General features: G+C 60.3%; 20 protein-coding genes. 12 read left to right on the forward strand and 8 right to left on the reverse strand.

Features of this window, described 5'->3' with window-relative positions:
* Position 1: 1 nt before the first annotated feature.
* Complete coding sequence (locus ITX55_RS17970; protein WP_089197383.1) at positions 2-925, reverse strand: LysR family transcriptional regulator; 924 nt, start codon at positions 923-925, stop codon at positions 2-4.
* 133 nt (positions 926-1,058) lie between these two features.
* Here ITX55_RS17970 and lysA point away from each other — a divergent pair, with 133 nt between their 5' ends.
* A complete protein-coding gene (lysA, locus tag ITX55_RS17975; RefSeq protein WP_223085267.1) occupies positions 1,059-2,321 on the forward strand; it encodes a diaminopimelate decarboxylase in 1,263 nt (420 codons plus the stop codon).
* A 27-nt stretch (positions 2,322-2,348) separates the two neighbouring features.
* Here lysA and ITX55_RS17980 read toward each other — a convergent pair whose 3' ends face one another.
* From ITX55_RS17980 to galR, 3 genes are all read right to left on the reverse strand, one after another.
* Complete coding sequence (locus ITX55_RS17980; protein ID WP_025304078.1) at positions 2,349-2,651, reverse strand: helix-turn-helix domain-containing protein; 303 nt, start codon at positions 2,649-2,651, stop codon at positions 2,349-2,351.
* A gap of 5 nt (positions 2,652-2,656) precedes the next feature.
* Positions 2,657-3,001, reverse strand: a complete 345-nt coding sequence (locus ITX55_RS17985) for a type II toxin-antitoxin system RelE/ParE family toxin (RefSeq protein WP_108681862.1) — start codon at positions 2,999-3,001, stop codon at positions 2,657-2,659.
* Between the two features lie 158 nt (positions 3,002-3,159).
* Positions 3,160-4,179: an HTH-type transcriptional regulator GalR gene (gene galR / locus ITX55_RS17990; RefSeq protein ID WP_033652132.1), complete on the reverse strand. Its 1,020-nt coding sequence runs from the start codon at positions 4,177-4,179 to the stop codon at positions 3,160-3,162.
* 220 nt (positions 4,180-4,399) lie between these two features.
* Between galR and ITX55_RS17995 the strand changes: the two genes are divergently transcribed.
* The 3 genes from ITX55_RS17995 (at position 4,400) to lplT (ending at position 10,339) form a co-directional block, all read left to right on the forward strand.
* Positions 4,400-6,658, forward strand: coding sequence for a molybdopterin guanine dinucleotide-containing S/N-oxide reductase (locus tag ITX55_RS17995; RefSeq protein WP_108681858.1), 2,259 nt, complete (start codon positions 4,400-4,402; stop codon positions 6,656-6,658).
* A 343-nt stretch (positions 6,659-7,001) separates the two neighbouring features.
* Positions 7,002-9,155, forward strand: coding sequence for a bifunctional acyl-ACP--phospholipid O-acyltransferase/long-chain-fatty-acid--ACP ligase (gene aas / locus ITX55_RS18000; protein ID WP_089192196.1), 2,154 nt, complete (start codon positions 7,002-7,004; stop codon positions 9,153-9,155).
* On the forward strand, positions 9,155-10,339 hold the full coding sequence (gene lplT, locus ITX55_RS18005) for a lysophospholipid transporter LplT (RefSeq protein WP_089192195.1): 1,185 nt from the start codon (positions 9,155-9,157) through the stop codon (positions 10,337-10,339). Before aas ends, lplT begins: the two co-directional genes overlap by 1 nt.
* 33 nt (positions 10,340-10,372) lie before the next feature.
* On the opposite strand, the gene ITX55_RS18010 is transcribed toward lplT, so the two are convergent.
* The 4 genes from ITX55_RS18010 to mutH form a co-directional block, all read right to left on the reverse strand.
* On the reverse strand, positions 10,373-11,413 hold the full coding sequence (locus ITX55_RS18010) for an NADP(H)-dependent aldo-keto reductase (RefSeq protein WP_033644844.1): 1,041 nt from the start codon (positions 11,411-11,413) through the stop codon (positions 10,373-10,375).
* Positions 11,414-11,618: 205 nt separating this feature from the next.
* Positions 11,619-11,837: a YgdI/YgdR family lipoprotein gene (locus ITX55_RS18015; protein ID WP_016929923.1), complete on the reverse strand. Its 219-nt coding sequence runs from the start codon at positions 11,835-11,837 to the stop codon at positions 11,619-11,621.
* A 155-nt stretch (positions 11,838-11,992) separates the two neighbouring features.
* On the reverse strand, positions 11,993-12,709 hold the full coding sequence (locus ITX55_RS18020) for a TerC family protein (RefSeq protein WP_033644847.1): 717 nt from the start codon (positions 12,707-12,709) through the stop codon (positions 11,993-11,995).
* A gap of 100 nt (positions 12,710-12,809) precedes the next feature.
* A complete protein-coding gene (gene mutH, locus ITX55_RS18025) occupies positions 12,810-13,496 on the reverse strand; it encodes a DNA mismatch repair endonuclease MutH (protein WP_033644848.1) in 687 nt (228 codons plus the stop codon).
* A gap of 696 nt (positions 13,497-14,192) precedes the next feature.
* On the opposite strand from mutH, the gene rppH reads away from it, so the two are divergent.
* The 8 genes from rppH to ITX55_RS18065 all read left to right on the forward strand — a co-directional run bounded on the left by rppH (position 14,193) and on the right by ITX55_RS18065 (position 20,915).
* The gene (gene rppH / locus ITX55_RS18030) at positions 14,193-14,720 is read left to right on the forward strand and encodes an RNA pyrophosphohydrolase (RefSeq protein WP_004931849.1); all 528 of its coding nucleotides are present in this window, start codon (positions 14,193-14,195) and stop codon (positions 14,718-14,720) included.
* Positions 14,721-14,732: 12 nt separating this feature from the next.
* Positions 14,733-16,979, forward strand: a complete 2,247-nt coding sequence (gene ptsP, locus ITX55_RS18035) for a phosphoenolpyruvate--protein phosphotransferase (RefSeq protein ID WP_108681856.1) — start codon at positions 14,733-14,735, stop codon at positions 16,977-16,979.
* Between the two features lie 222 nt (positions 16,980-17,201).
* Positions 17,202-18,074 (forward strand): prolipoprotein diacylglyceryl transferase, encoded by an 873-nt coding sequence (gene lgt, locus ITX55_RS18040; protein WP_015378920.1) that lies wholly within the window; start codon positions 17,202-17,204, stop codon positions 18,072-18,074.
* A 7-nt stretch (positions 18,075-18,081) separates the two neighbouring features.
* Positions 18,082-18,876 (forward strand): thymidylate synthase, encoded by a 795-nt coding sequence (gene thyA, locus ITX55_RS18045; RefSeq protein ID WP_108681854.1) that lies wholly within the window; start codon positions 18,082-18,084, stop codon positions 18,874-18,876.
* Between the two features lie 174 nt (positions 18,877-19,050).
* Positions 19,051-19,554 (forward strand): prepilin peptidase-dependent protein, encoded by a 504-nt coding sequence (locus ITX55_RS18050; protein WP_072627060.1) that lies wholly within the window; start codon positions 19,051-19,053, stop codon positions 19,552-19,554.
* Positions 19,548-20,126 carry a prepilin peptidase-dependent protein gene (locus ITX55_RS18055; RefSeq protein ID WP_223085270.1) on the forward strand — a complete coding sequence of 193 codons (579 nt, stop codon included), beginning with the start codon at positions 19,548-19,550 and terminating at the stop codon, positions 20,124-20,126. The genes ITX55_RS18050 and ITX55_RS18055 overlap by 7 nt, the downstream gene beginning before the upstream one ends.
* Positions 20,123-20,569, forward strand: coding sequence for a YgdB family protein (locus tag ITX55_RS18060; RefSeq protein WP_182073774.1), 447 nt, complete (start codon positions 20,123-20,125; stop codon positions 20,567-20,569). The genes ITX55_RS18055 and ITX55_RS18060 overlap by 4 nt, the downstream gene beginning before the upstream one ends.
* On the forward strand, positions 20,559-20,915 hold the full coding sequence (locus ITX55_RS18065) for a prepilin-type N-terminal cleavage/methylation domain-containing protein (RefSeq protein WP_015378915.1): 357 nt from the start codon (positions 20,559-20,561) through the stop codon (positions 20,913-20,915). The genes ITX55_RS18060 and ITX55_RS18065 overlap by 11 nt, the downstream gene beginning before the upstream one ends.

A 20,915-nucleotide genomic window follows, 5' to 3' on the forward strand; every position in this document is an offset into this window, starting at 1 on the left:
TTCATCGTTTGACGGCGGCGGCTAGGCGGGCGGAGAACAGTGCCGCCTGTTGATGCAGATGGTCGATAAAGGCCGCCACCAGCGCCGATGAAGGGCGGTGCAGCGGCCGTATCAGGCTGACGGTGAACGGCACGTCGATGCTGAATGGCCGCACGTGCACGCCGCTGCCGGCATAGTCGAGCGCCGTCAGCGGGTTGACGATCGAGACCCCCACGCCGGCTCTCACCATGGCGCACACCGACGCCGCGCTGTGCGTTTCCATCACCATGCGGCGCTCGACGCCCTGCTCGGCGAACAGCGCATCGAGCAAGTGGCGATAGCTGTCGGTGCTCGACAGGCTGATAAAGTTTTGCCCGGCGAAATCCTGCGGCGTCAGTTGGCCTTTCGCCAGCAAAGGATGGCCCGCCGGCAGCACGCAGACCTCATTCAACGTCATCAGCGTTACCCGCTCGGTGCCCGCCGGCGTCAGGGTGGTTTCCGTCAGCCCCAGATCGTGGCGCTGGGCCGACAGCCACTCTTCCAGCAGCGGCGATTCTTGCGGGATCACGCTGAAGCTGACTTCCGGGTAACGTTCGATAAAGGGCCGGCACACCGCCGGCAGCAGCGATTGGGAAAATACCGGCAGGCACACGATCGACAGCTGCGCCTGCTGAAACTGGCGAATGCCGGCGGCGGCGTTGACGATGCGATCGAGGCCATAATAGGAGCGTTGCACCTCTTCGAACAGCCGTAGGCCCTGCACCGTGGGGGACAAGCGCCCGCGAACCCGATCGAACAGCTGCAGCCGAATCAGCTTCTCAAAGCGCGCCAGCTCACGGCTGACGGTGGGTTGCGAGGTTTGCAGCAGGGCCGCCGCCTCGGTCAGGTTGCCGGTGGTCATCACCGCCCGAAAGATTTCTATCTGCCGCAAAGAGATGCTGTGCATGACGAGGCTGCTCGACTGTAGAGAAAGCTATATCATAAATGAATAGACTACGGCTAAATAGATATTTTCCACCCGATTCAGCGTGCGGCACTATGGCCTTATCTGCCGTTACTTTCGAATTGGGAATATCGCCATGCCACGCCCGTTGCACGACACCTCCATCGCGTTGAACGCCGCTAACCTGCTGGCCTTGCCGCAGCGCTTCGGTTGCCCGGTCTGGGCTTATGATGCCGACATCATCAGCCAGCGCATCGCTCAGCTGCGCCACTTCGACACTATCCGTTTCGCGCAGAAAGCCTGTTCGAACATTCATATTTTGCGCCTGATGCGCGAGCAGGGCGTGAAAGTGGATTCGGTGTCGCTCGGCGAAATCGAGCGGGCGTTGCAGGCCGGTTTTCAGCCGGGCGGTGAGCCGAGCGATATCGTGTTTACCGCGGACGTATTGGATCATGCGACGCTGGCGCGCGTCAGCGCATTGAAGATCCCGGTCAACGCCGGTTCCATCGATATGCTGGATCAGCTCGGCCAGGCTTCCGCGGGGCATCCGGTGTGGCTGCGCATTAATCCGGGGTTTGGCCATGGCCACAGCCAGAAAACCAACACCGGCGGCGAGAACAGCAAGCACGGCATCTGGTATGCCGACCTGCCGCAGGCGGTGGAGAAGATCCGCCGCTACGGCCTGAGGCTGATCGGCGTGCATATGCATATCGGCTCCGGCGTCGATTACCAGCATCTTGAGCGCGTCTGCGATGCGATGGTGCAGCAGGTGATCGATCTCGGTCATGACATCAGCGCCATTTCCGCCGGCGGCGGCCTGTCTATCCCGTATCAGTACGGCGAAGAGGCGATCGATACCGAACACTATTTCGGTTTGTGGAACCGGGCGCGTGAGCGCATCGCCGCGCATCTGGGGCACCCGGTGCAGTTGGAGATTGAACCCGGACGTTTCCTGATGGCGGAGGCGGGCGTATTGGTGGCCGAGGTGCGGGCGGTAAAAGACATGGGGAGCCGCCACTTTGTGCTGGTGGATGCCGGTTTTAACGATCTGATGCGCCCGGCGATGTACGGCAGCTATCACCATATTTCGCTGTTGCCGGCCGATGGGCGCGACACCTCGGAACAACCGCTGCGCGGCACGGTGATCGCCGGGCCGCTGTGCGAATCCGGCGATGTCTTCACCCAGCAGGCGGGCGGCGGCGTGGAAACCCGCGAGCTGCCGCCGGTGCAGATCGGCGATTATCTGGTGTTTCACGATACCGGCGCCTACGGCGCATCGATGTCCTCCAACTACAACAGCCGTCCGCTGTTGCCTGAAGTGCTGTTCGAAAACGGCGAGCCGCGTTTGATCCGCCGCCGCCAAACCATCGAAGAACTGATCGCGCTGGAACTTATCTGATAAGCGGGCGGGCGCTTTGCGCCCGCTTTACAGCGTCATGCGGCGGTGCTGGCCATTGGGCAATTGCACATCCAGCGATAGCGTGCCGCCCATCGCCTCGATATAGCGTTTGAGCGACGACAGCTTTATTTCGCTGCCGCGCTTTTCCAAATTGGCGACGGAGGGTTGGCTGATACCGAGCCGCTTCGCCAATTCAACCTGAGAGACCGCCAGCTCTTCCCTCAGCATTGCCAGCCGCAGTTCGAAAATTTCCTTGTCCGCCTTTTGCCTGGCTGCGGCAACGACGGCGGGATCGAGCTTGTCGATCAGTTGGGATAACGGTTTGGCCATCTGCACTACCTCCGGGTTGCCAGATAATGTGAAAATTCCATGGCAGCGATGGGCAACATGCGCTGGTAAAAGCGTTTGTCGCCGGTTTTATCGCCACCGCACAGCAATACTGCTTGCCGCTGTGGGGCAAAGGCGAAAAACACCCTGAAAGGGCGCCCGCGATGTTGAACGCGCAACTCCTTCAACTGCCGGGCCGCTTCGGAAAAATGCAGCGTATCGGCGTGCGGCCGCGCCAACTGCGGGCCGAACGTCTGTAATTTGAAGATCGCCGCCAGGATGCTTGTTTGCTGGGCGTTGTTCAGCGCCAAAAACCAGTCGTCGAATCGTTCGACGGTCACCACTTGCCACATGATGCGCTTCGAATATAGTGTTTATGCTATATAGCGTAAAGGTTATTGTGCCAACAATCTGCACGAATGCAGGGAGCGGAAAAAATCCAAAAGTGAGAAATGCGGCGGGCTGCGCAATCTGAGCGCATGGGTGACGGCTCACCCATGCGGCGGCATGATTACGGCTGTTCGTGCGCGTTGTTGAGGGTGGCGACCGAGTGGCGGCGCACCAGCGTTGGGCTGAACATGTTGGTGATTTCCGGCAGCGGTTGCCGGTTGGCCAGCGCCAGCGCCAGCTCCGCCGCCTGGGTGGCCATCGCCACGATAGGGTAGCGAATGGTGGTCAGGCGTGGGCGCAGGTAGCGCGAAATCAACACGTCGTCGAAACCGATCAGCGAAATTTCTCCCGGTACGTCGACGCTGTTATCGCTCAGCACCGACAGCGCGCCGGCGGCCATCGGATCGTTGTAGCAGGTAATGGCGGAGAACGAACGGCCGCGGCCGAGCAATTCGGTCATCGCCTGTTCGCCGCCGATCTCGTCCGGTTCGCCGTAGGCGATCAGCTTTTCATCCACCGCAATGCCGTGTTCCTGCAGCGCGTCGAGATAGCCTTGCAGACGATCGGTGGCGTCGGAAATCTGGTGGGTGGAGCAGATGATGGCGATGCGCTGATGCCCTTGCTGGATCAGATGTCGGGTCGCCAGCCAGGCGCCGTAGCGATCGTCGAGCGCCACGCAGCGCGTTTCAAACCCCGGCAGCGTGCGATTGATGAGCACCATGCCCGGGATCTGTTGCATCCAGCCGCAAAGTTCCTGATCGCTCAGCCTTTTGGCGTGCACCACCAGCGCTTCGCAGCGGTGCCGCACCAGCTGTTCAATCGCCTGACGCTCTTTTTCGGCGTCGTGGTAACCGTTGCCAATCAGCAGAAAATTGTGGGTGGCGTAGGCCACCTGCTCGACCGCCTTGACCATCGCGCCGAAGAAGGGATCGGAAACGTCGGAGACGATCAGCCCCAGCGTCTCGGTGGATTGCTGCGCCAGCGCTCGTGCGTTGGCGTTAGGGTGATACTGCAGCTGTTCCATGGCGGCCTGCACCGCGGTGCGCGACCCTTCGCTGGCCTTGGGGGAATTGTTTATCACGCGGGATACCGTGGCCACGGAAACACCCGCCAGCCTGGCAACATCCTTTATCGTAGCCATATCAGTCAACACATCCTGGGTAATCGCTTACATCCCCCAGTTTTGCGGAAAAAAACCGGGGCTGCAAGCGGTCTCGTGCGCAACTTGTGGCGGCGGTTGCAGAATCTCTTCGAGTCTGTACGCATAACCGACTGCTACCGAACGATAGCGCAATTTGTACGTTGGCACTGGCGACGGGCTGAGGTAACGTCTGTGCATTCCGATTTGCGCCGAGAACGCCATGTCCATTAAACGCTATCCGCAGCTCGCCCATTGGGGCGCTTATACCGCCGTGGTTGAAGACGGCCGGCTTATCCGTTGTGAACCCTTCGTCGACGATCCTGACCCTTCGCCGCTGCTCGATTCCATCGTCCCGATGGTCTACTCCGATAAACGCATCTGCAAGCCGGCGGTGCGCCGCTCGTGGCTGCAAAAGCGCGAGGGCAGCGACCGGACGCTGCGCGGCAGGGAAGATTTCGTCGAGGTGGACTGGGAATTGGCGCTCGATTTGGTGGCGCAAGAGAATCGCCGGGTGCGCGAGCGTTACGGCGCCTCCGGGTTGTTTACCGGCTCTTATGGCTGGTCGTCGGCCGGGCGGCTGCACCATGCCCGCTCGCTGGTGCGGCGGTTCTACTTCAGCGGCGGCGGCGGCGTCGATCAGCAGGGCAACTACAGCTGGGGTGCGGCGCAGTTCTTTCTGCCGTATGTGATCGGCACTTTTTCGCCCTTGACCGGGCGCGTCACCAGTTGGCCGAGCGTGGTGGAGCATTGCGAGCTGTTTGTGGCGTTTGGCGGGTTGGCGCTGAAAAACGCTCAGGTCTCTTCCGGCGGCGCGGCGGAACATGCGCTCAAGCCCTGGCTGCAAAAGCTGGCGCGCAAGGGCACGCCGGTTGTCAACATCAGCCCGATGCGCGATGATTGTCCCGAGTTCGTCAACGCGGAATGGATCCCGATCCGGCCGAATACCGACGTGGCGCTGATGCTGGCGCTGGCTTACGAAATCCAGCGGCTGGACGCGCAGGATGAAGCCTTCCTGCACAGCCACTGCGTGGGCTATCAACAGCTGGCGGATTACCTGAACGGCGCCGGTGACGGCGTGGCGAAAACCCCCGTTTGGGCCAGCGCAATTACCGGCATTCCGGCGGCGCGCATCGCGCTGCTGGCGCGGCAACTGATCGGCGTGCGCAGTTTCATCACCTGTTCCTACTCCGTGCAACGCGCGCATCGGGGGGAGCAACCGTATTGGATGATGATCGCGCTGTCGGCGATGCTGGGCCAGGTGGGGCTGCCGGGCGGCGGTTTCTCGTTCGGCCACGGTTCGATGAACGGCGTCGGCAATCCGCGCGTGGATACGCCTGCGCCGACCATGCCGGTAGGCGAAAATCCGGCCGGGCTGGCGATCCCGGTGGCGCGCATCTGCGACATGCTGTTGCACCCCGGTGAGGCCTATCAATTTTGCGGTGAGACGCAGCATTATCCGGATATCCATTTGGTGCACTGGGCCGGCGGCAACCCGTTCCATCATCATCAGCAGTTGAATCGGCTGGTGGAGGGCTGGCAGAAGCCGGACACGGTGATCGTTCAAGATATCTGGTGGACGGCGGCGGCCAAAATGGCGGACATCGTGTTGCCGGTCACCAGTTCGCTGGAGCGTAACGATATCGGCGGCTCGTCGCGCGATCGCTACGTGTTGGCGATGCATCAGGCCATTGCGCCGCAGCATCAGGCGCGCAACGATTTCGATATCTTCGCCGATCTGGCGGAGCGTCTCGGCTATCGTGAGCGCTTTACCGAGAATCGCGACGAGCGGGCCTGGATCGAAGCTATCTACCGGCAATGCGGCACAGCGCAGCAGCGCGCCGGCGTCGCCTGGCCCGAGTTTGAGGCCTTCTGGCAACGGGGCTATGTCGAGCTGCCCGCGCCGGCTAAAGAGTTCGTATTTTTTGACGCATTCCGCGCCGATCCGCAGGCTAACCCGCTGCAAACGCCCAGCGGCAAGATAGAGCTGTTCAGCGAGCGGATCGCCGGCTATCGCTACGAAGATTTCGCTCCGCATCCGCAGTGGCGGCCGCCGGTGGAGTGGCTGGGCGCGCCGCAGGCCAAAAACTGGCCGCTGCACCTGATCTCCATTCAGCCGAGCGATCGCCTGCATAGCCAGATGGATCCGGCGCCGCTGGCGCAGGGCAACAAGACCGCCGGGCGAGAAACCTTGTACATGCATCCGGACGATGCGGCGCCGCGCGGTGTGGCGGACGGCGCCGAAGTGCTGGTCAGCAACGCGCGCGGCAGCTGTCTGGCGGGGGTGTCGCTCACCGATGGCGTGACGCGCGGCGTGGTGCTGATGGCGACCGGTGCCTGGTTCGAGCCGGGTTTCGACGCGCAGCGCCGGCCGGTCGAGCAGGCGGGCAACCCGAACGTGCTGACGCTGGATATCGGCACCTCGCCGCTGACGCAGGGGCCGAACGCCATGAGCTGCCTGGTCGAGGTCAGCGCACGATGAGCGAAGATGTCACGTCTGGGTCACTGGCTCGTCGTTGTTATATTTATTTTCGTCGCTGCGGGAAGGTTTAAGTTTCATTGAGTTATTACAGCAGATCGTGGGAAATTTACAGCTGGTTGCATTTGGAGCAGAACTCTTGCGATTCGCCGGTAGTTTCCTGCACGCCATCTCTCTAGAGTAGGTGATCCCAGAGGTATTGATTGGTGAGAAATCAGCGTGCCTTGCATGCTGAAGCCATTTTCAATTGCACCAACCTACGCGGATGCGTAGGTTTTTTTTTGCCTGCCATATAGTATTCTTTTCCCTACAACGATTTACGCCTCCATGGCCAAGGGAGAAGGGCATGATCTTTTCACTGCTGCGCGCGCTGTTTCGCCTGTTGTTTCGGGTACGGGTCGAAGGGGACGTCCAGCACTTCGAACGGCAAAAATTACTGATTACGCCGAACCACGTCTCTTTCCTCGACGGCGTACTGCTGGCGCTGTTCCTGCCGATAAAACCGGTGTTTGCGGTCTATGCCAGTATCGGCGAGAGCTGGTTTATGCGCTGGCTGCGGCCTTACATCGATTTTGTCTCGCTCGATCCCACCAAGCCGATGGCCATCAAGCAACTGGTGCGCATGGTCGAGCAGGGACGGCCGATCGTGGTGTTCCCTGAAGGGCGCATCACCGTGACCGGCGCGCTGATGAAAATTTACGACGGAGCGGCGTTTATCGCCGCCAAATCGGGCGCGACCGTGGTGCCGGTGCGGATCGATGGCCCGGAGTTCAGCCCGTTTGGCCGCATGGCCGGGGTGTTCAAGATCCGCTGGTTCCCGCAAATCAGCATCCGCATCTTGCCGCCGACCACGCTGCCGATGCCGGAAGCGCCGCGCGCGCGTGAACGCCGGGCGCTGGCGGGCGATCGGCTGATGCAGATCATGATGTGGGCGCGCATGGAGACGCGCGAGCCGCAAACGCTGTTCCATGCTTTGCTGGCGGCGCAGCACCGCTATGGGCGCCGCAAGCCTTGCATCGAAGACATCGCTTTCAAAGAAGACAGTTACCAGACGCTAGTCAAGAAATCGCTGGGCGTCAGCCGCATTCTGCAGCGCTTTACCGCCGAGGGGGAGCACGTTGGGCTGCTGTTGCCCAACGCCACCATTACCGCGGCGGCGATCTTCGGCGCTTCGCTGCGCAATCGCATCCCGGCGATGCTCAACTACACCGCAGGCGCCAACGGCCTGAACAGCGCTATGACGGCCGCCGGCATCAAGACCATCGTCACCTCGCGCCAGTTTCTGGAGAAAGGCAAGCTGACCCACCTGCCGGAACAGGTGCCGCAGGCTAACTGGGTGTATCTGGAAGATCTGAAAGAGACGGTCACGCTGGCGGATAAGCTGTGGATCCTGCGTCACTTGCTGCAGCCGCAGCGCGCGGCGTTGCCGCAACGTCCGGAGGACCCGGCGCTGATCCTGTTCACGTCCGGATCCGAAGGCCATCCCAAGGGCGTGGTGCATTCGCACGCCAGCCTGCTGGCCAACGTAGAACAAATCCGCACCATCGCCGATTTCACGCCGCGCGACCGCTTCATGTCGTCGCTGCCGCTGTTCCACTCGTTCGGCCTGACGGTGGGGCTGCTTACGCCGCTGATCACCGGCAGCCGCATTTTCCTCTACCCCAGCCCGCTGCACTATCGCGTGGTGCCGGAGCTGGTGTATGACCGTAACTGCACGGTGCTGTTCGGCACGGCGACCTTCCTTAACAACTATGCGCGCTTCGCGCATCCGTATGATTTTGCCCGCCTGCGCTATGTCGTGGCCGGCGCGGAGAAACTGGCGGACAGCACCAAACAGATCTATCAGGACAAATACGGCATCCGCATTCTGGAAGGCTATGGCGTGACCGAGTGCGCGCCGGTGGTCTCGATCAACGTGCCGTTGGCGACCAAGGTGGGCACCGTCGGCCGTATCATGCCGCAGATGGAGGCGCGTCTGATCGCGGTGCCGGGTATTGATAACGGCGGCCGTCTGCAGCTGAAGGGGCCGAATATCATGAAAGGCTATCTGCGGGTTGAACGCCCCGGCGAACTGGAGCCGCCGGCGGCGGAAGATGCGAACGGCGTGCTGCAGCCGGGCTGGTATGACACCGGCGATATCGTCAGCCTGGATGAGCAGGGTTACTGCACCATTCGCGGGCGCGTGAAGCGCTTCGCCAAGCTCGCGGGCGAGATGGTGTCGCTGGAGAGCGTCGAATTGCTGGCGCAACGGCTGTCGCCGGATAAACTGCATGCCGCCACGGTCAAAAGCGACAGCAGCAAAGGCGAGGCGTTGGTGCTGTTTACCACCGATCCCGCCATTACCCGCGAGGCATTGCTGCGGGTGGCGCGCGAACTGGGCAGCCCGGAGCTGGCGGTGCCGCGCGATATTCGTCTGTTGAAAACGCTGCCGGTGCTCGGCAGCGGCAAACCTGATTTCGTCACCCTGCGTCATATGGCCGAACAGCCGGAGAGTGCCTGATGAATCCTTCGACCGAATCCCCTTTGTTGTCACGCGGCATGATTGCGGTGATCAGCGCGCAGTTCCTTTCGGCGTTCGGCGACAATGCGTTGCTGTTCGCCACGCTGGCGTTGATCAAGCAGCAGCTGTATCCGGACTGGAGCCAGCCGATCCTGCAGATGGCCTTTGTCGCCACCTATATCATTCTGGCTCCGTTCGTCGGCCAGATCGCCGACAGCTTTGCCAAAGGGCGGGTGATGATGTTCGCCAACGCCCTGAAATTGGCGGGGGCATTGGTGATCTGTTTTGGGGGTAATCCGTTTCTGGGTTACAGCCTGGTCGGCGTGGGAGCCGCCGCGTATTCACCGGCTAAATACGGCATTCTGGGCGAGATCACCAGCGGCGAGAAACTGGTCAAGGCTAACGGCCTGATCGAGGCTTCGACCATTGCGGCCATTCTGACCGGTTCGGTGGCCGGTGGTATTCTGGCGGACTGGCACGTGGCGGCGGCGCTGGCGGCCTGCGCGTTGGTTTACGCGGGAGCGGTGGTCGCCAACCTGTATATTCCGCGTTTGGCGGCGGCGCGTCCTGGCGCTTCGTGGCGTCCGCAGGCCATGACGCACAGCTTCTTTGCTGCCTGCGTTACGCTGTGGCGCGATGGACAGACGCGTTTCTCATTGATTGGCACCAGCCTGTTTTGGGGGGCCGGCGTGACGCTGCGTTTTCTGCTGGTGCTGTGGGTGCCGGTGGCGCTCGGCATCGCCGATAACGCCACGCCAACGCTGCTGAACGCCATGGTGGCCGTCGGCATCGTGGTGGGCGCGGGTGCCGCCGCGCGCTTCGTCACGCTTAAAACGGTGAAACGCTGTATGCCGGCCGGGATCCTGATCGGCGTCGCGGTCGCGGTGTTTGCGCTGCAAACGACCATGCTCAATGCCTACGTCTTGCTGGCGCTCATCGGCATGCTGGGGGGCTTCTTCGTCGTGCCGCTCAATGCGTTGCTGCAGGAGCGGGGCAAACATTCGGTCGGCGCCGGCAATGCGATTGCAGTGCAAAACCTGGGTGAAAACGTCGCCATGTTGCTGATGCTGGGCCTGTATTCTTTGGTCGTGAAGCTGGGCGTGCCGGTGGTGGGCGTCGGCGTAGGGTTTGGCGTGGTGTTTGCGCTGGCGATTAGCGCGTTGTGGTGGTCGCAGCGGCGGTGAAACGGGGCGCAGCCAGGCTGCGCCCTCAGGCTATCAAGGCGCCGGAATGGTAAACCGGGTGTGGATTTCTTCGAGCGCCTGTAGCACGTCCTCATCCAGAATCACGTCGAGGCTGTCGAGGTTGATTTTCAACTGCTCCACCGAGGTGGCGCCCAGCAGGGTGCTGGCGACGAACGGCTGCTGACGCACGAAGGCCAACGCCATCTGCGAAGGATCCAGCCCGTGTTTTTTAGCCAGCGCCACGTATTCGGCGATCGCCCGTTGGGTTTGCTGCCCTGAATAACGGTTGAAGCGGGTGAACAGCGTATTGCGCGCACCGGCCGGTTTAGCGCCGTTGAGGTATTTACCGCTCAGCGTGCCGAACGCCAGGCTGGAATAGGCCAGCAGTTCTACCCCTTCGTGCTGGCTGATTTCGGCCAGGCCAATCTCAAAGCTGCGGTTCAGCAGGCTGTACGGGTTTTGAATCGACACGATGCGCGGCAGCTCGTGTTTCTCCGCCAGTTGCAGATAGCGCATCACGCCCCAGGGCGTTTCGTTGGAGACCCCGATATAGCGAATTTTACCGGCGCGCACCTGCTCGGTCAGCGCCTCCAGGGTTTCCAGTAGCGTGACCGTGGCTTTGTCATCGGTATATTGATAGTTGAGTTTGCCAAAGCAGTTGGTGGCGCGCTGCGGCCAGTGCAATTGGTAAAGATCGAGATAATCGGTGTTCAGCCGCTTGAGGCTGGCGTCCAGAGCGGCGCGGATGTTTTTGCGATCGAGCGCCTGCTGCGGGCGGATGCTGCTGTCAGTGCCGCGCACCGGGCCTGAGACTTTGCTGGCCAGGACGATTTTTTCGCGATTGCCCCGCGCTTTGATCCAACTGCCGATATAGCTTTCGGTCAGGCCCTGAGTTTCCGGGCGGGGCGGCACCGGGTACAGTTCGGCGGTATCTATCAGGTTCACGCCTGCGGCCAATGCATAGTCCAGTTGCGCATGGGCGTCGGCTTCGCTGTTCTGTTCGCCAAAGGTCATGGTGCCCAGTCCCAGCACGCTCACTTCTAAAGAACTGTGTGGAATACGGTGGTATTGCATTAACGGCCTTCCTTTCTTGTTAGCGCTGACGGGCCGTGCGGCCCGGTGAAACAGGAGCCCAATTCAGAAGACGGCGCAAAGTCCGTCGGGCGGCGATGTCGCCTTTCCTGACTATAACCAAGCGGTGAAGATGGGGGAAGCGGATTCCGTGCGGACACGAATGAGGGCTACCGCGCTCGAGCGGGCGATAGCCGGCGAGCGGTGATTAGCGTTCGATAACCTGGGAAACCTGATCGCCGTTGATCTGGCGGTGATTGCCTTTCTCATCTTTATAACTGATGAGCCCGGTGTCTGTGTCGATCTCCGGTTTGCCTTGCGTCAGGATCATGTTGCCGTCTTTGGTCGCCATGACGTAGTCGCTGGAACATCCCGCCAAACCGGCGGCCATAACCAGCGCAGACACTGCCATTACCCACTTTTTCATCCTGCGGATCCTCGATTATGCAGAAAACAATGTTCTTTCAAGATTAGCAAACTCTTGGCAGAGAGCGTCTCAGATAAGTCTTTATCTGATAAGAAAAACTGAAATGAGGGGGCAACGAAACGGCGGAAGCCGCCGATGGCGGCCTCCGCGTAGGGTTATTCCGGCGAACGGTTTTTCTTGCTGCGCATCAGATTGAGCGCTTCTACCGACATGGAGAAGAACATGGCGAAGTAGATGTAGCCTTTCGGCACGTGCACCTGGAAACTTTCCAGCATCAGCGTGAAGCCCACCAGGATCAGGAACGCCAGCGCCAGCATTTTCACCGACGGATGGCGATTGACGAATTCGCCGATCGGCCGTGCGGCGAACATCATCACGCCGACGGCAATCACCACCGCCGCCATCATGATGAACAGGTGATCGGAAAGGCCTACGGCGGTAATCACCGAATCCAGGCTGAAGATGATATCCAACAGCATGATCTGTACGATCGCGCCGAAGAAGCTGTGCACCTTGGTGTGGTGCTCTTCTTCCGTGCCTTCGATGGTTTCGTGGATCTCTTTGCTGGCTTTCCAGATCAGGAACAATCCACCGAGCAGCAGGATCAGATCGCGGGCGGAAATGGCGTGATCCAGCACGGTGAACAGCGGGTGCGTCAAGCGGATCACCCAGGCGATGGAGGCCAGCAGCGCCAGGCGCATCAGCATGGCGGCGGCCAAGCCCATTCGGCGAGCTTTGTTCTGTTGCGCTTTGGGCAGCTTCGCCACCACCAGCGACAGAAAAATGATGTTATCAATACCCAGTACGATCTCAAGAATGGTTAGCGTACCTAACGCTAACCAGGCATTGGGATCCATAATCCATTCGAACATTGCCCGACACACCTTAATACTTAATAAATGCAAAGGGTGAATTATACGCGTTTATCGTGGCGCTGACAGGGCTAGCTAAACCAGAGTTAAACGAAATCGCCTAGATTGAGAAATGTCTTGCCAGCAGCGCGCCGGTAAAACCCTTTTTCAGATAGAAACCGCGCGGCAGCGTCATGATAGGTTGCCCCTGTTCGCCGATGGCTTCGGTGAGCGCCTTGTTGTTGGCCGCTTTGGGGCGCAGTTGCAGCACTTCGCCGTGGCGTGCGGTGATGCGTTCTACGTGACCGAGCACAATCAGATCCATCAGCTCTTCCCAATCGCGGCGCAGCATCTCTTCTTCTGCAGCGCTCGGGCTCCACAGCAGCGGCGAACCGACGCGGCGCTGCGCCAGCGGGATTTGCCGTTCGCCCTCTACCGGTATCCACAACACGCGCGCCAGCTTGTGGCGAACGTGGCTGCTGGCCCAGGTGACGCCGCTGTTGCCGGTGAGCGGGGCCACGCAGACGAAAGTGGTCTCCAGCGGTTTGCCGGCGGCGTCGACAGGAATGGTTTTCAGCTCAATGCCCAGCTCAGGAAAATCCTGTTCCGGTTTGCTGCCGGCCATGGCGCCGAGGTACAGCTCCAGCAGCATGCCCACCCAGCCTTTATCGCGTTTCAGATCCTTGGGGATCGGCAACTGCGCGCGGGCGGCCAGTTCACCAAAACTGAAGCCGGCCAGCGCCTGAGCGCGCTCGAACAGCTGCCGTTCATTTTCCGGCGGGGGCGGCAGAGGGGATAAAAACGCCATAAATCAAGCCTATCGAATTTGGTTGAAAAACGTACTGCAAAGATACACGGGAAACGGTAACCCCAGTCGCCTGGGGAAAAGAATAATAGTAGCATGATTTTACATGACTTTTTTTCTTTCCTTGCGCGGGCGACAATGCACCCGCGAGGCTTGTTCACCTGAAGCCACCGACAATAAACAGGATCTTACACCTATTTATCCACAGATTTATGGGATAACCCAAATTTTTACCGATCACTGGTTCAATTTACAGCCTTGACTCGGGCGGTTTTTTACGAATTTGTCCGTTTTGTGCGTAACTTGCCCGGATAATCTGTGGATAAAAACGGCGTTGGTGGATCTTTCGCCAGGGTAAGATCCTTACCGTGCATAGATCACATTTTTGCCCTGTACATAACTGTGGAATATTGGTTAATTATATGTTTTTATGAATAATATTGTTTTATCTGTGTGAGGGGGGATTTTCGGGGACGAGAGTTTTACCGGCTTATCCCTCGAGTTCTACACACACCTATCCACAGAAAAAGTGAATAAAACCGGTCTGAAATGCCGATGCATGTTTATAACTTTGCCTATATCTGTGAGTTATCCCAATGTTATCCGGCCCGCAGCGCCGTAAAGCAGTGGTTTACCGCCTGTAGCTTGTGTGAAACAATCAGGACATCTATGCGAATTTAAGCTTATCGAGGTAGTCCGGTGATCGATGATGATGGCTACCGCCCGAATGTTGGTATCGTAATCTGTAATCGTCAGGGGCAGGTCTTATGGGCCCGCCGTTACGGTCAGCACTCCTGGCAGTTTCCCCAAGGTGGGATTAACCCTGGCGAAACTGCGGAGCAGGCGATGTACCGTGAGCTGTTCGAAGAAGTGGGGCTGAGTAAAAAGGATGTGCGCATCCTGGCTTCGACCCGCAACTGGTTGCGCTATAAATTGCCGAAACGTTTGGTGCGTTGGGACACAAAGCCGGTTTGTATCGGCCAAAAGCAAAAATGGTTTTTGTTGCAGCTACTGTGCAATGACGCTGATATCAACATGCAGCGCAGCAGCACACCGGAGTTCGACGGTTGGCGCTGGGTGAGCTTCTGGTATCCGGTGCGCCAGGTGGTGTCGTTTAAACGCGACGTCTACCGCCGGGTGATGAAAGAATTCGCCGTGACCGTGATGCCGATGCAAGAGCAGGCGGCGCCGCGGCAGGCCCCCGCTTATCGCCGAAAGAGAGGTTAAGTTAAGCCGACTATGCTCACGCGCTTGCGAGAAATTGTAGAGAAGGTGGCCGCGGCGGCCAGTCTGACGGATGCGCTGGATCTGCTGGTCAATGAAACCTGTCTGGCGATGGACACCGAAGTGTGCTCCATTTACCTGGCGGACAACGATCGCCGCTGTTACTACTTGATGGCCACGCGCGGGCTGAAAAAGCCGCGCGGGCGCACTATCGCATTGGCGTTTGACGAAGGTGTCGTCGGGTTGGTCGGCCGCCGGGCCGAACCCATCAACCTGGCCGATGCCCAAAGCCATCCCAGCTTCAAGTACGTTCCGCAGGTCAAAGAGGATCGTTTCCGATCCTTCCTCGGGGTACCGATCATTCACCGGCGCCAGCTGTTGGGGGTGTTGGTGGTGCAGCAGCGCGAGCTGCGCCAGTTCGACGAAAGCGAAGAGTCGTTCATGGTCACCCTGGCCACGCAGATGGCCGGGATCCTTTCACAGTCGCAGCTTAATGCCATTTTCGGCCAGTATCGCCAAACGCGCGTGCGCGCGCTGGCGGCCTCGCCCGGCGTAGCGGTGGCGGAAGGGTGGCAGGACAGCAGCCAGCCTTCGCTCGATCAGGTTTACCGCGCGTCGACGCTGGACACCGCCAGAGAGCGCGAGCGCCTGACGTTGGCGTTGGAAGAGGCCGGCGCGGAATTTCGCCGCTTCAGCAAGCGTTTTGCCGCCAGCTCGCAAAAAGAGAGCGCGGCGATCTTCGATCTTTATTCTCACCTGCTAAACGACGCCCGCCTCAAGCGCGAATTGTTCGCCGAAATTGACAACGGCTCGGTGGCGGAATGGGCGGTGAAGCAGGTGATAGAAGCCTTTGCCGAACAGTTCGCCAAACTGCAGGACACCTATATGCGCGAGCGCGGCAGCGACCTGCGCGCGCTGGGCCAGCGCCTGCTGTTCCACCTCGACGACACCACTCAGGGCGCCACCCAGTGGCCGGCGCGTTTTGTGCTGGTGGCGGATGAACTGACCGCGACATTGCTGGCCGAAGTGCCGCAGGATCGCCTGGTTGGCGTGGTCGTGCGCGACGGCGCCGCCAATTCGCATGCGGCGATTTTGGTGCGGGCGATGGGGGTGCCGACGGTGATGGGCGCCGACATCCAGCCTTCTCTGCTCAGCCAGCGGCTGCTGATCGTTGATGGGTATCGCGGCGAACTGCTGGTCGATCCTGAGCCGGTGCTGGTGCAGGAATACCAACGGCTGATCAGCGAAGAACAGGAACTGAGCAAGCTGGCGGAAGACGACGTCGAACAACCGGCGCAGTTGAAAAGCGGCGAACGCGTTCAGGTGATGCTGAATGCCGGCCTCAGCCCGGAACATGAACAGCTGTTGGGCGGCCGGGTGGACGGCGTGGGGTTGTACCGCACTGAAATTCCGTTCATGTTGCAAAGCGGTTTCCCTTCTGAAGAAGAACAGGTCGCGCAGTATCAAGGCATGCTGCAGCTTTATCCCAACAAACCGGTCACGCTGCGCACGCTGGACATCGGCGCCGACAAGCAACTGCCCTACATGCCGATCAGCGAAGAAAATCCCTGCCTGGGCTGGCGCGGCATTCGCATCACTCTGGACCAGCCGGAGATTTTTTTGATACAGGTGCGCGCCATGCTGCGCGCCAATGCCGGCACCGGCAACCTGGGCATTTTGCTGCCGATGGTCACCAGCCTGGAAGAGGTCGATGAGGCCAAGCGCTTGATTGACCGCGCCGGGCGCGAGGTGGAAGAGGTGCTTGGCTACGCGATCCCGAAACCGAAAATCGGCGTGATGCTGGAAGTGCCGTCGATGATTTTCCTGATCCCGCATTTGGCGGGGCGCGTCGACTTCATCTCGGTAGGCACCAACGATTTGACCCAGTACCTGCTGGCGGTGGATCGCAACAACACGCGGGTAGCCTCGCTGTACGACAGCCTGCATCCCGCGATGCTGCAGGTGCTGAAGCTGATCGCCGAACAGGGGAAAGCGGCCGGGCTGCAGCTTAGCCTGTGCGGTGAACTGGCCGGCGATCCGATGGGCGCGCTGTTGCTGGTGGGCATGGGCTATCGCAATCTGAGCATGAACGGACGCAGCGTGGCGCGCATCAAATACCTGCTGCGGCATATCGATCTTGCCGACGCCGAAGTGTTGGCGCACCGAGTGTTGAACACCCAAATGACCACGGAAGTGCGCCATTTGGTGGCGGCGTTTATGGAGCGACGCGGCATGGGCGGGTTGATTCGCGGCGGCAGATAATCGCCGCGCGATGTGATTTTTTTACAGAACTTTTCCCGCGCTGCCGGCCCGGACCGCGCTAAGCCTATGTTATGATGCGCAACCTCAGCGCGACGCATGTTCGTCGTCTTGCAAACCGCAGCGGCCAACGCTGCCGTTTGAAAGGCGTGTGACAACCTGCGCCGACGTTTGGCACCTGCCGCCCCCGCATGGGGAAAAATAACAGACATGTTGTGGTGATAGATGAGCAATAGCTATCTGGCGTTTCCTAAATTTGATCCGGTCATTTTCTCCATTGGCCCGGTTTCTTTGCATTGGTACGGCCTGATGTATCTGGTCGGCTTCGTTTTTGCCATGTGGCTGGCGGTGCGCCGCGCCAACAAGCCGGGCAGCGGCTGGACCAAAGACGAAGTGGAAAACCTGCTCTACGCCGGTTTCCTGGGCGTATTCGTCGGCGGCCGCGTGGGCTATGTGCTGTTCTACAACCTGCCGTTGTTCCTGGATAATCCGCTCTATCTGTTTAAAGTCTGGGATGGCGGCATGTCGTTCCACGGCGGATTGATGGGGGTGATTCTGGTGATGTTCTGGTTCGCTCGCCGCACCAAACGCACCTTCTTCCAGGTTTCCGATTTTATCGCGCCATTGATCCCGTTCGGTTTGGGCGCCGGCCGCCTCGGCAACTTCATCAACGGTGAACTGTGGGGCCGCGTGACCACCGACACCCCTTGGGCGATGCTGTTCCCAAGCTCGCGCAGCGAAGACGTGGCGCTCGCCGCCGCCGATCCTTCTCTGCTGCCGCTGCTGAACCAGTACGGCGTGCTGCCGCGTCACCCGTCCCAGCTGTATGAACTGCTGCTTGAAGGCGTGGTGCTGTTTATCATTCTGAACCTGTTCATCCGCAAGCCGCGGCCGATGGGTGCCGTATCGGGCCTGTTCCTGATCGGTTATGGCGCATTCCGCATCATCGTTGAAGCGTTCCGCCAGCCGGATGCTCAGCTTGGCCTGTTCGACGGCGTGATCAGCATGGGGCAGATCCTGTCCATCCCGATGGTGGTGGCCGGTGTTATTATGATGATTTGGGCGTACCGTCGTCGCCCGCAGCAACAACTGTCGTGAGGGACAAATGAAACAGTATCTGGATTTGATGAACAAGGTGCTCGCCGAGGGCACTCCTAAAGCCGACCGTACCGGCACTGGCACGTTGTCGATTTTCGGCCACCAGATGCGTTTCAATTTGCAGGAAGGCTTCCCGTTGGTGACCACCAAGAAATGTCATCTGCGTTCGATCATTCATGAGCTGTTGTGGTTCCTGAACGGCGATACCAACATCGCCTATCTGCGTGACAACAAGGTCACCATTTGGGACGAGTGGGCCGATGAAAACGGCGATCTCGGCCCGGTGTACGGCAAGCAGTGGCGAGCCTGGGGCGCGGCGGACGGTCGTCAGATCGATCAACTGAGCAACGTGCTCCAGCAGCTGAAACAAGATCCGGATTCGCGCCGCATCATCGTTTCCGCCTGGAACGTCGGTGAGCTGGACCAGATGGCGCTGGCGCCGTGCCACGCGTTCTTCCAGTTCTACGTGGCGGACGGCAAACTCTCTTGCCAGCTGTACCAGCGTTCCTGCGACGTGTTCCTCGGCCTGCCGTTCAACATCGCCAGCTACGCGCTGTTGGTGCATATGATGGCGCAGCAGTGCGATTTGGACGTCGGCGACTTCGTCTGGACCGGTGGCGATACCCATCTGTACAGTAATCATATGGAACAGACGAAGCTGCAGTTGACGCGTGAACTCCGTCCGTTGCCGAAGCTGGTGATCAAACGCAAGCCGGCTTCGCTGTTCGATTACCGTTTCGAAGACTTCGAGATCGAAGGTTACGATCCGCACCCGGCCATCAAGGCGCCGGTCGCGATCTGACCTTAACCGCATCACACCAGGGGCGCAGCGATTGCGCCCCTTTTTTTATCCGCATTGCGCGCCGCGCCGCATTTTATTGTCGCCATTTGTCGCTATAGGGAAAACATTGCGCAGCTTGCCGCAAGGCTTGCGCATGCGGCTTTACCGCCTTGTTACGGCCCTTAAACTGGCCGCATGAAAGAAAATACGCTCTCGAACATCGATGACCGCCAGCGTGGCATGACGCTGATTGAGCTGTTGGCGGCGCTCCTGATCGCCGGCATGCTCACCGGCTGGGGCGTCGGTCAATGGCGCCACCATCAGCAAACGTTGCGCCTGGAACATACTGCCCAGCAGCTGCTGGCGTTTTTACTGCGGCTGCAGGCGGACGCCAACTGGCGCAACCGCACGACGCTGCTGTGGTTCAAGAACGGCACGCCCTGGTGCCTGGGCGGCGGTGTGCCGCCGCCGGATTGCGCTTCCGCCGAGGGTTCCGTTTTCTCACCGTCTTACCGCGATGTCGTTTTGAGCGGCTACACCGACAAAGAGATCGGGTTTTACGGCTTGCGCAATACCGCGCAGGCGGGGCACATCCTGCTCAGCAACGAGTCAGGCGGCCTGCGGCTGGTGCTGTCCGCCCGAGGGCGGCTGCGTTTGTGCAGCGAAGGGCTCCGGATAAGGGGGATCGCGCCATGCTGACTGTCGAACGCGGTTTTACCTTGCCGGAGGTGATGTTGGCGCTGGTGTTCGGCAGCGTGATCGCGCTCGGCGCCGCGAAAACCTACCCGCTGTTGCGCCAGCAAAACGTGGCCGTCGGCCAGCATTTTCGGCTGGAGTCAACGCTGCGGCAACTGGCGTTCGGTATCGAGAAAGACCTGCGCCGCGCCGGTTTCTGTGCCGGGCAGTGCGCCGGCCGCCCGCTGCTGATCGGCCAGGCGGCGGGAGAAGCGGCGGGCAGCTGCGTTATCGTCGCTTACGACATCACCCGCAGCGGGCAATGGCTCACCTCGGGCGAGGATGCAGGTTATTTCGGTTATCGGCTGCGCAATGGCGGCTTGGAAGGGCAGCGCGGAGTAAGCCAATGCGACGGCGGCGGCTGGGAGCGGCTGCTCGATCGTGACGAAGTGCGCATTGAGCGGTTTCATGTGGCGATAGAGCGCGGGGAGCATGGCGGTGCGCTGGCCCGTTTGACTCTGGCGGGGCGCTCTGTCGGCGATGCGCGTATCAGGCGCAGCCTGAGCGGGAACGTCGAAATGGCGGCGTTGCCATGAACCGGTGGAGCCAGCGAGGCGGCAGTACTTTGGCGGCGGTAATGTTGCTGTTGGCGTTGGGGTTGATGTTGCTCAATGCCCAGCACCGGCAATTGGATAACGCGCTGTTACTGGCCGCCGATCAGCAGCGCTACCTCCAGGCTTACAATCAGGCCGCTTCGGCGCTGAGTTGGGGCATGCTCCAGCATTGGCCGCGCGCCGAGCTGAGTGCGGCGGCCTGGTTATGCAGGCAGCGCGCGGAACTGACGGCCTGCGCCCGGCTGTCTGCCAGAGCGGGCGTCGTGACGGTACGCGGCCTTGGGGAGATGCGCGGCGGTGAGCCGCTTTGGCTGTATCAATGGGGCGCGTTTGACGGTGCGGAATCGGTCGGCAGGGTGCAAGCGCAGCCGGGCGGCCGGCTGGATTTTTGCCCCGAGAAAAGGCCGGCCGACTGTGAGGGTTAACGCTCGCGCAGGGCGGTTATCCCGCAACGGCTTCAGCCTGCCGGAAGTGTTGGTGGCGGCATTGTTGTTCTCGGTGTCGCTGCTGGGCTTGTTACAGTATCATCAGGTGCTGTTGCAGTCGTTCCAGCGCCAGTGGCACTACCGGCAAGCCTGGGTGATGGCGCATCAGCAGTTGGAGGCGTTCGCCGTCACCGGTCGGCTCGATGCCGAACCGCTGCCGGAAGGCTGGCGACGCGAGACGGCGTTCGACGGCGCGGATGCTGATTGCCGCCGATTGACGGTCAGAGTACAAACTCCGCAACGGCAGTGGGCGACGCTGAGCCGCTGGTATTGCACCCGTTTTTGA

Source organism: Serratia sp. EWG9, assembly GCF_019913725.1.
Lineage (GTDB): Bacteria > Pseudomonadota > Gammaproteobacteria > Enterobacterales > Enterobacteriaceae > Serratia > Serratia ureilytica.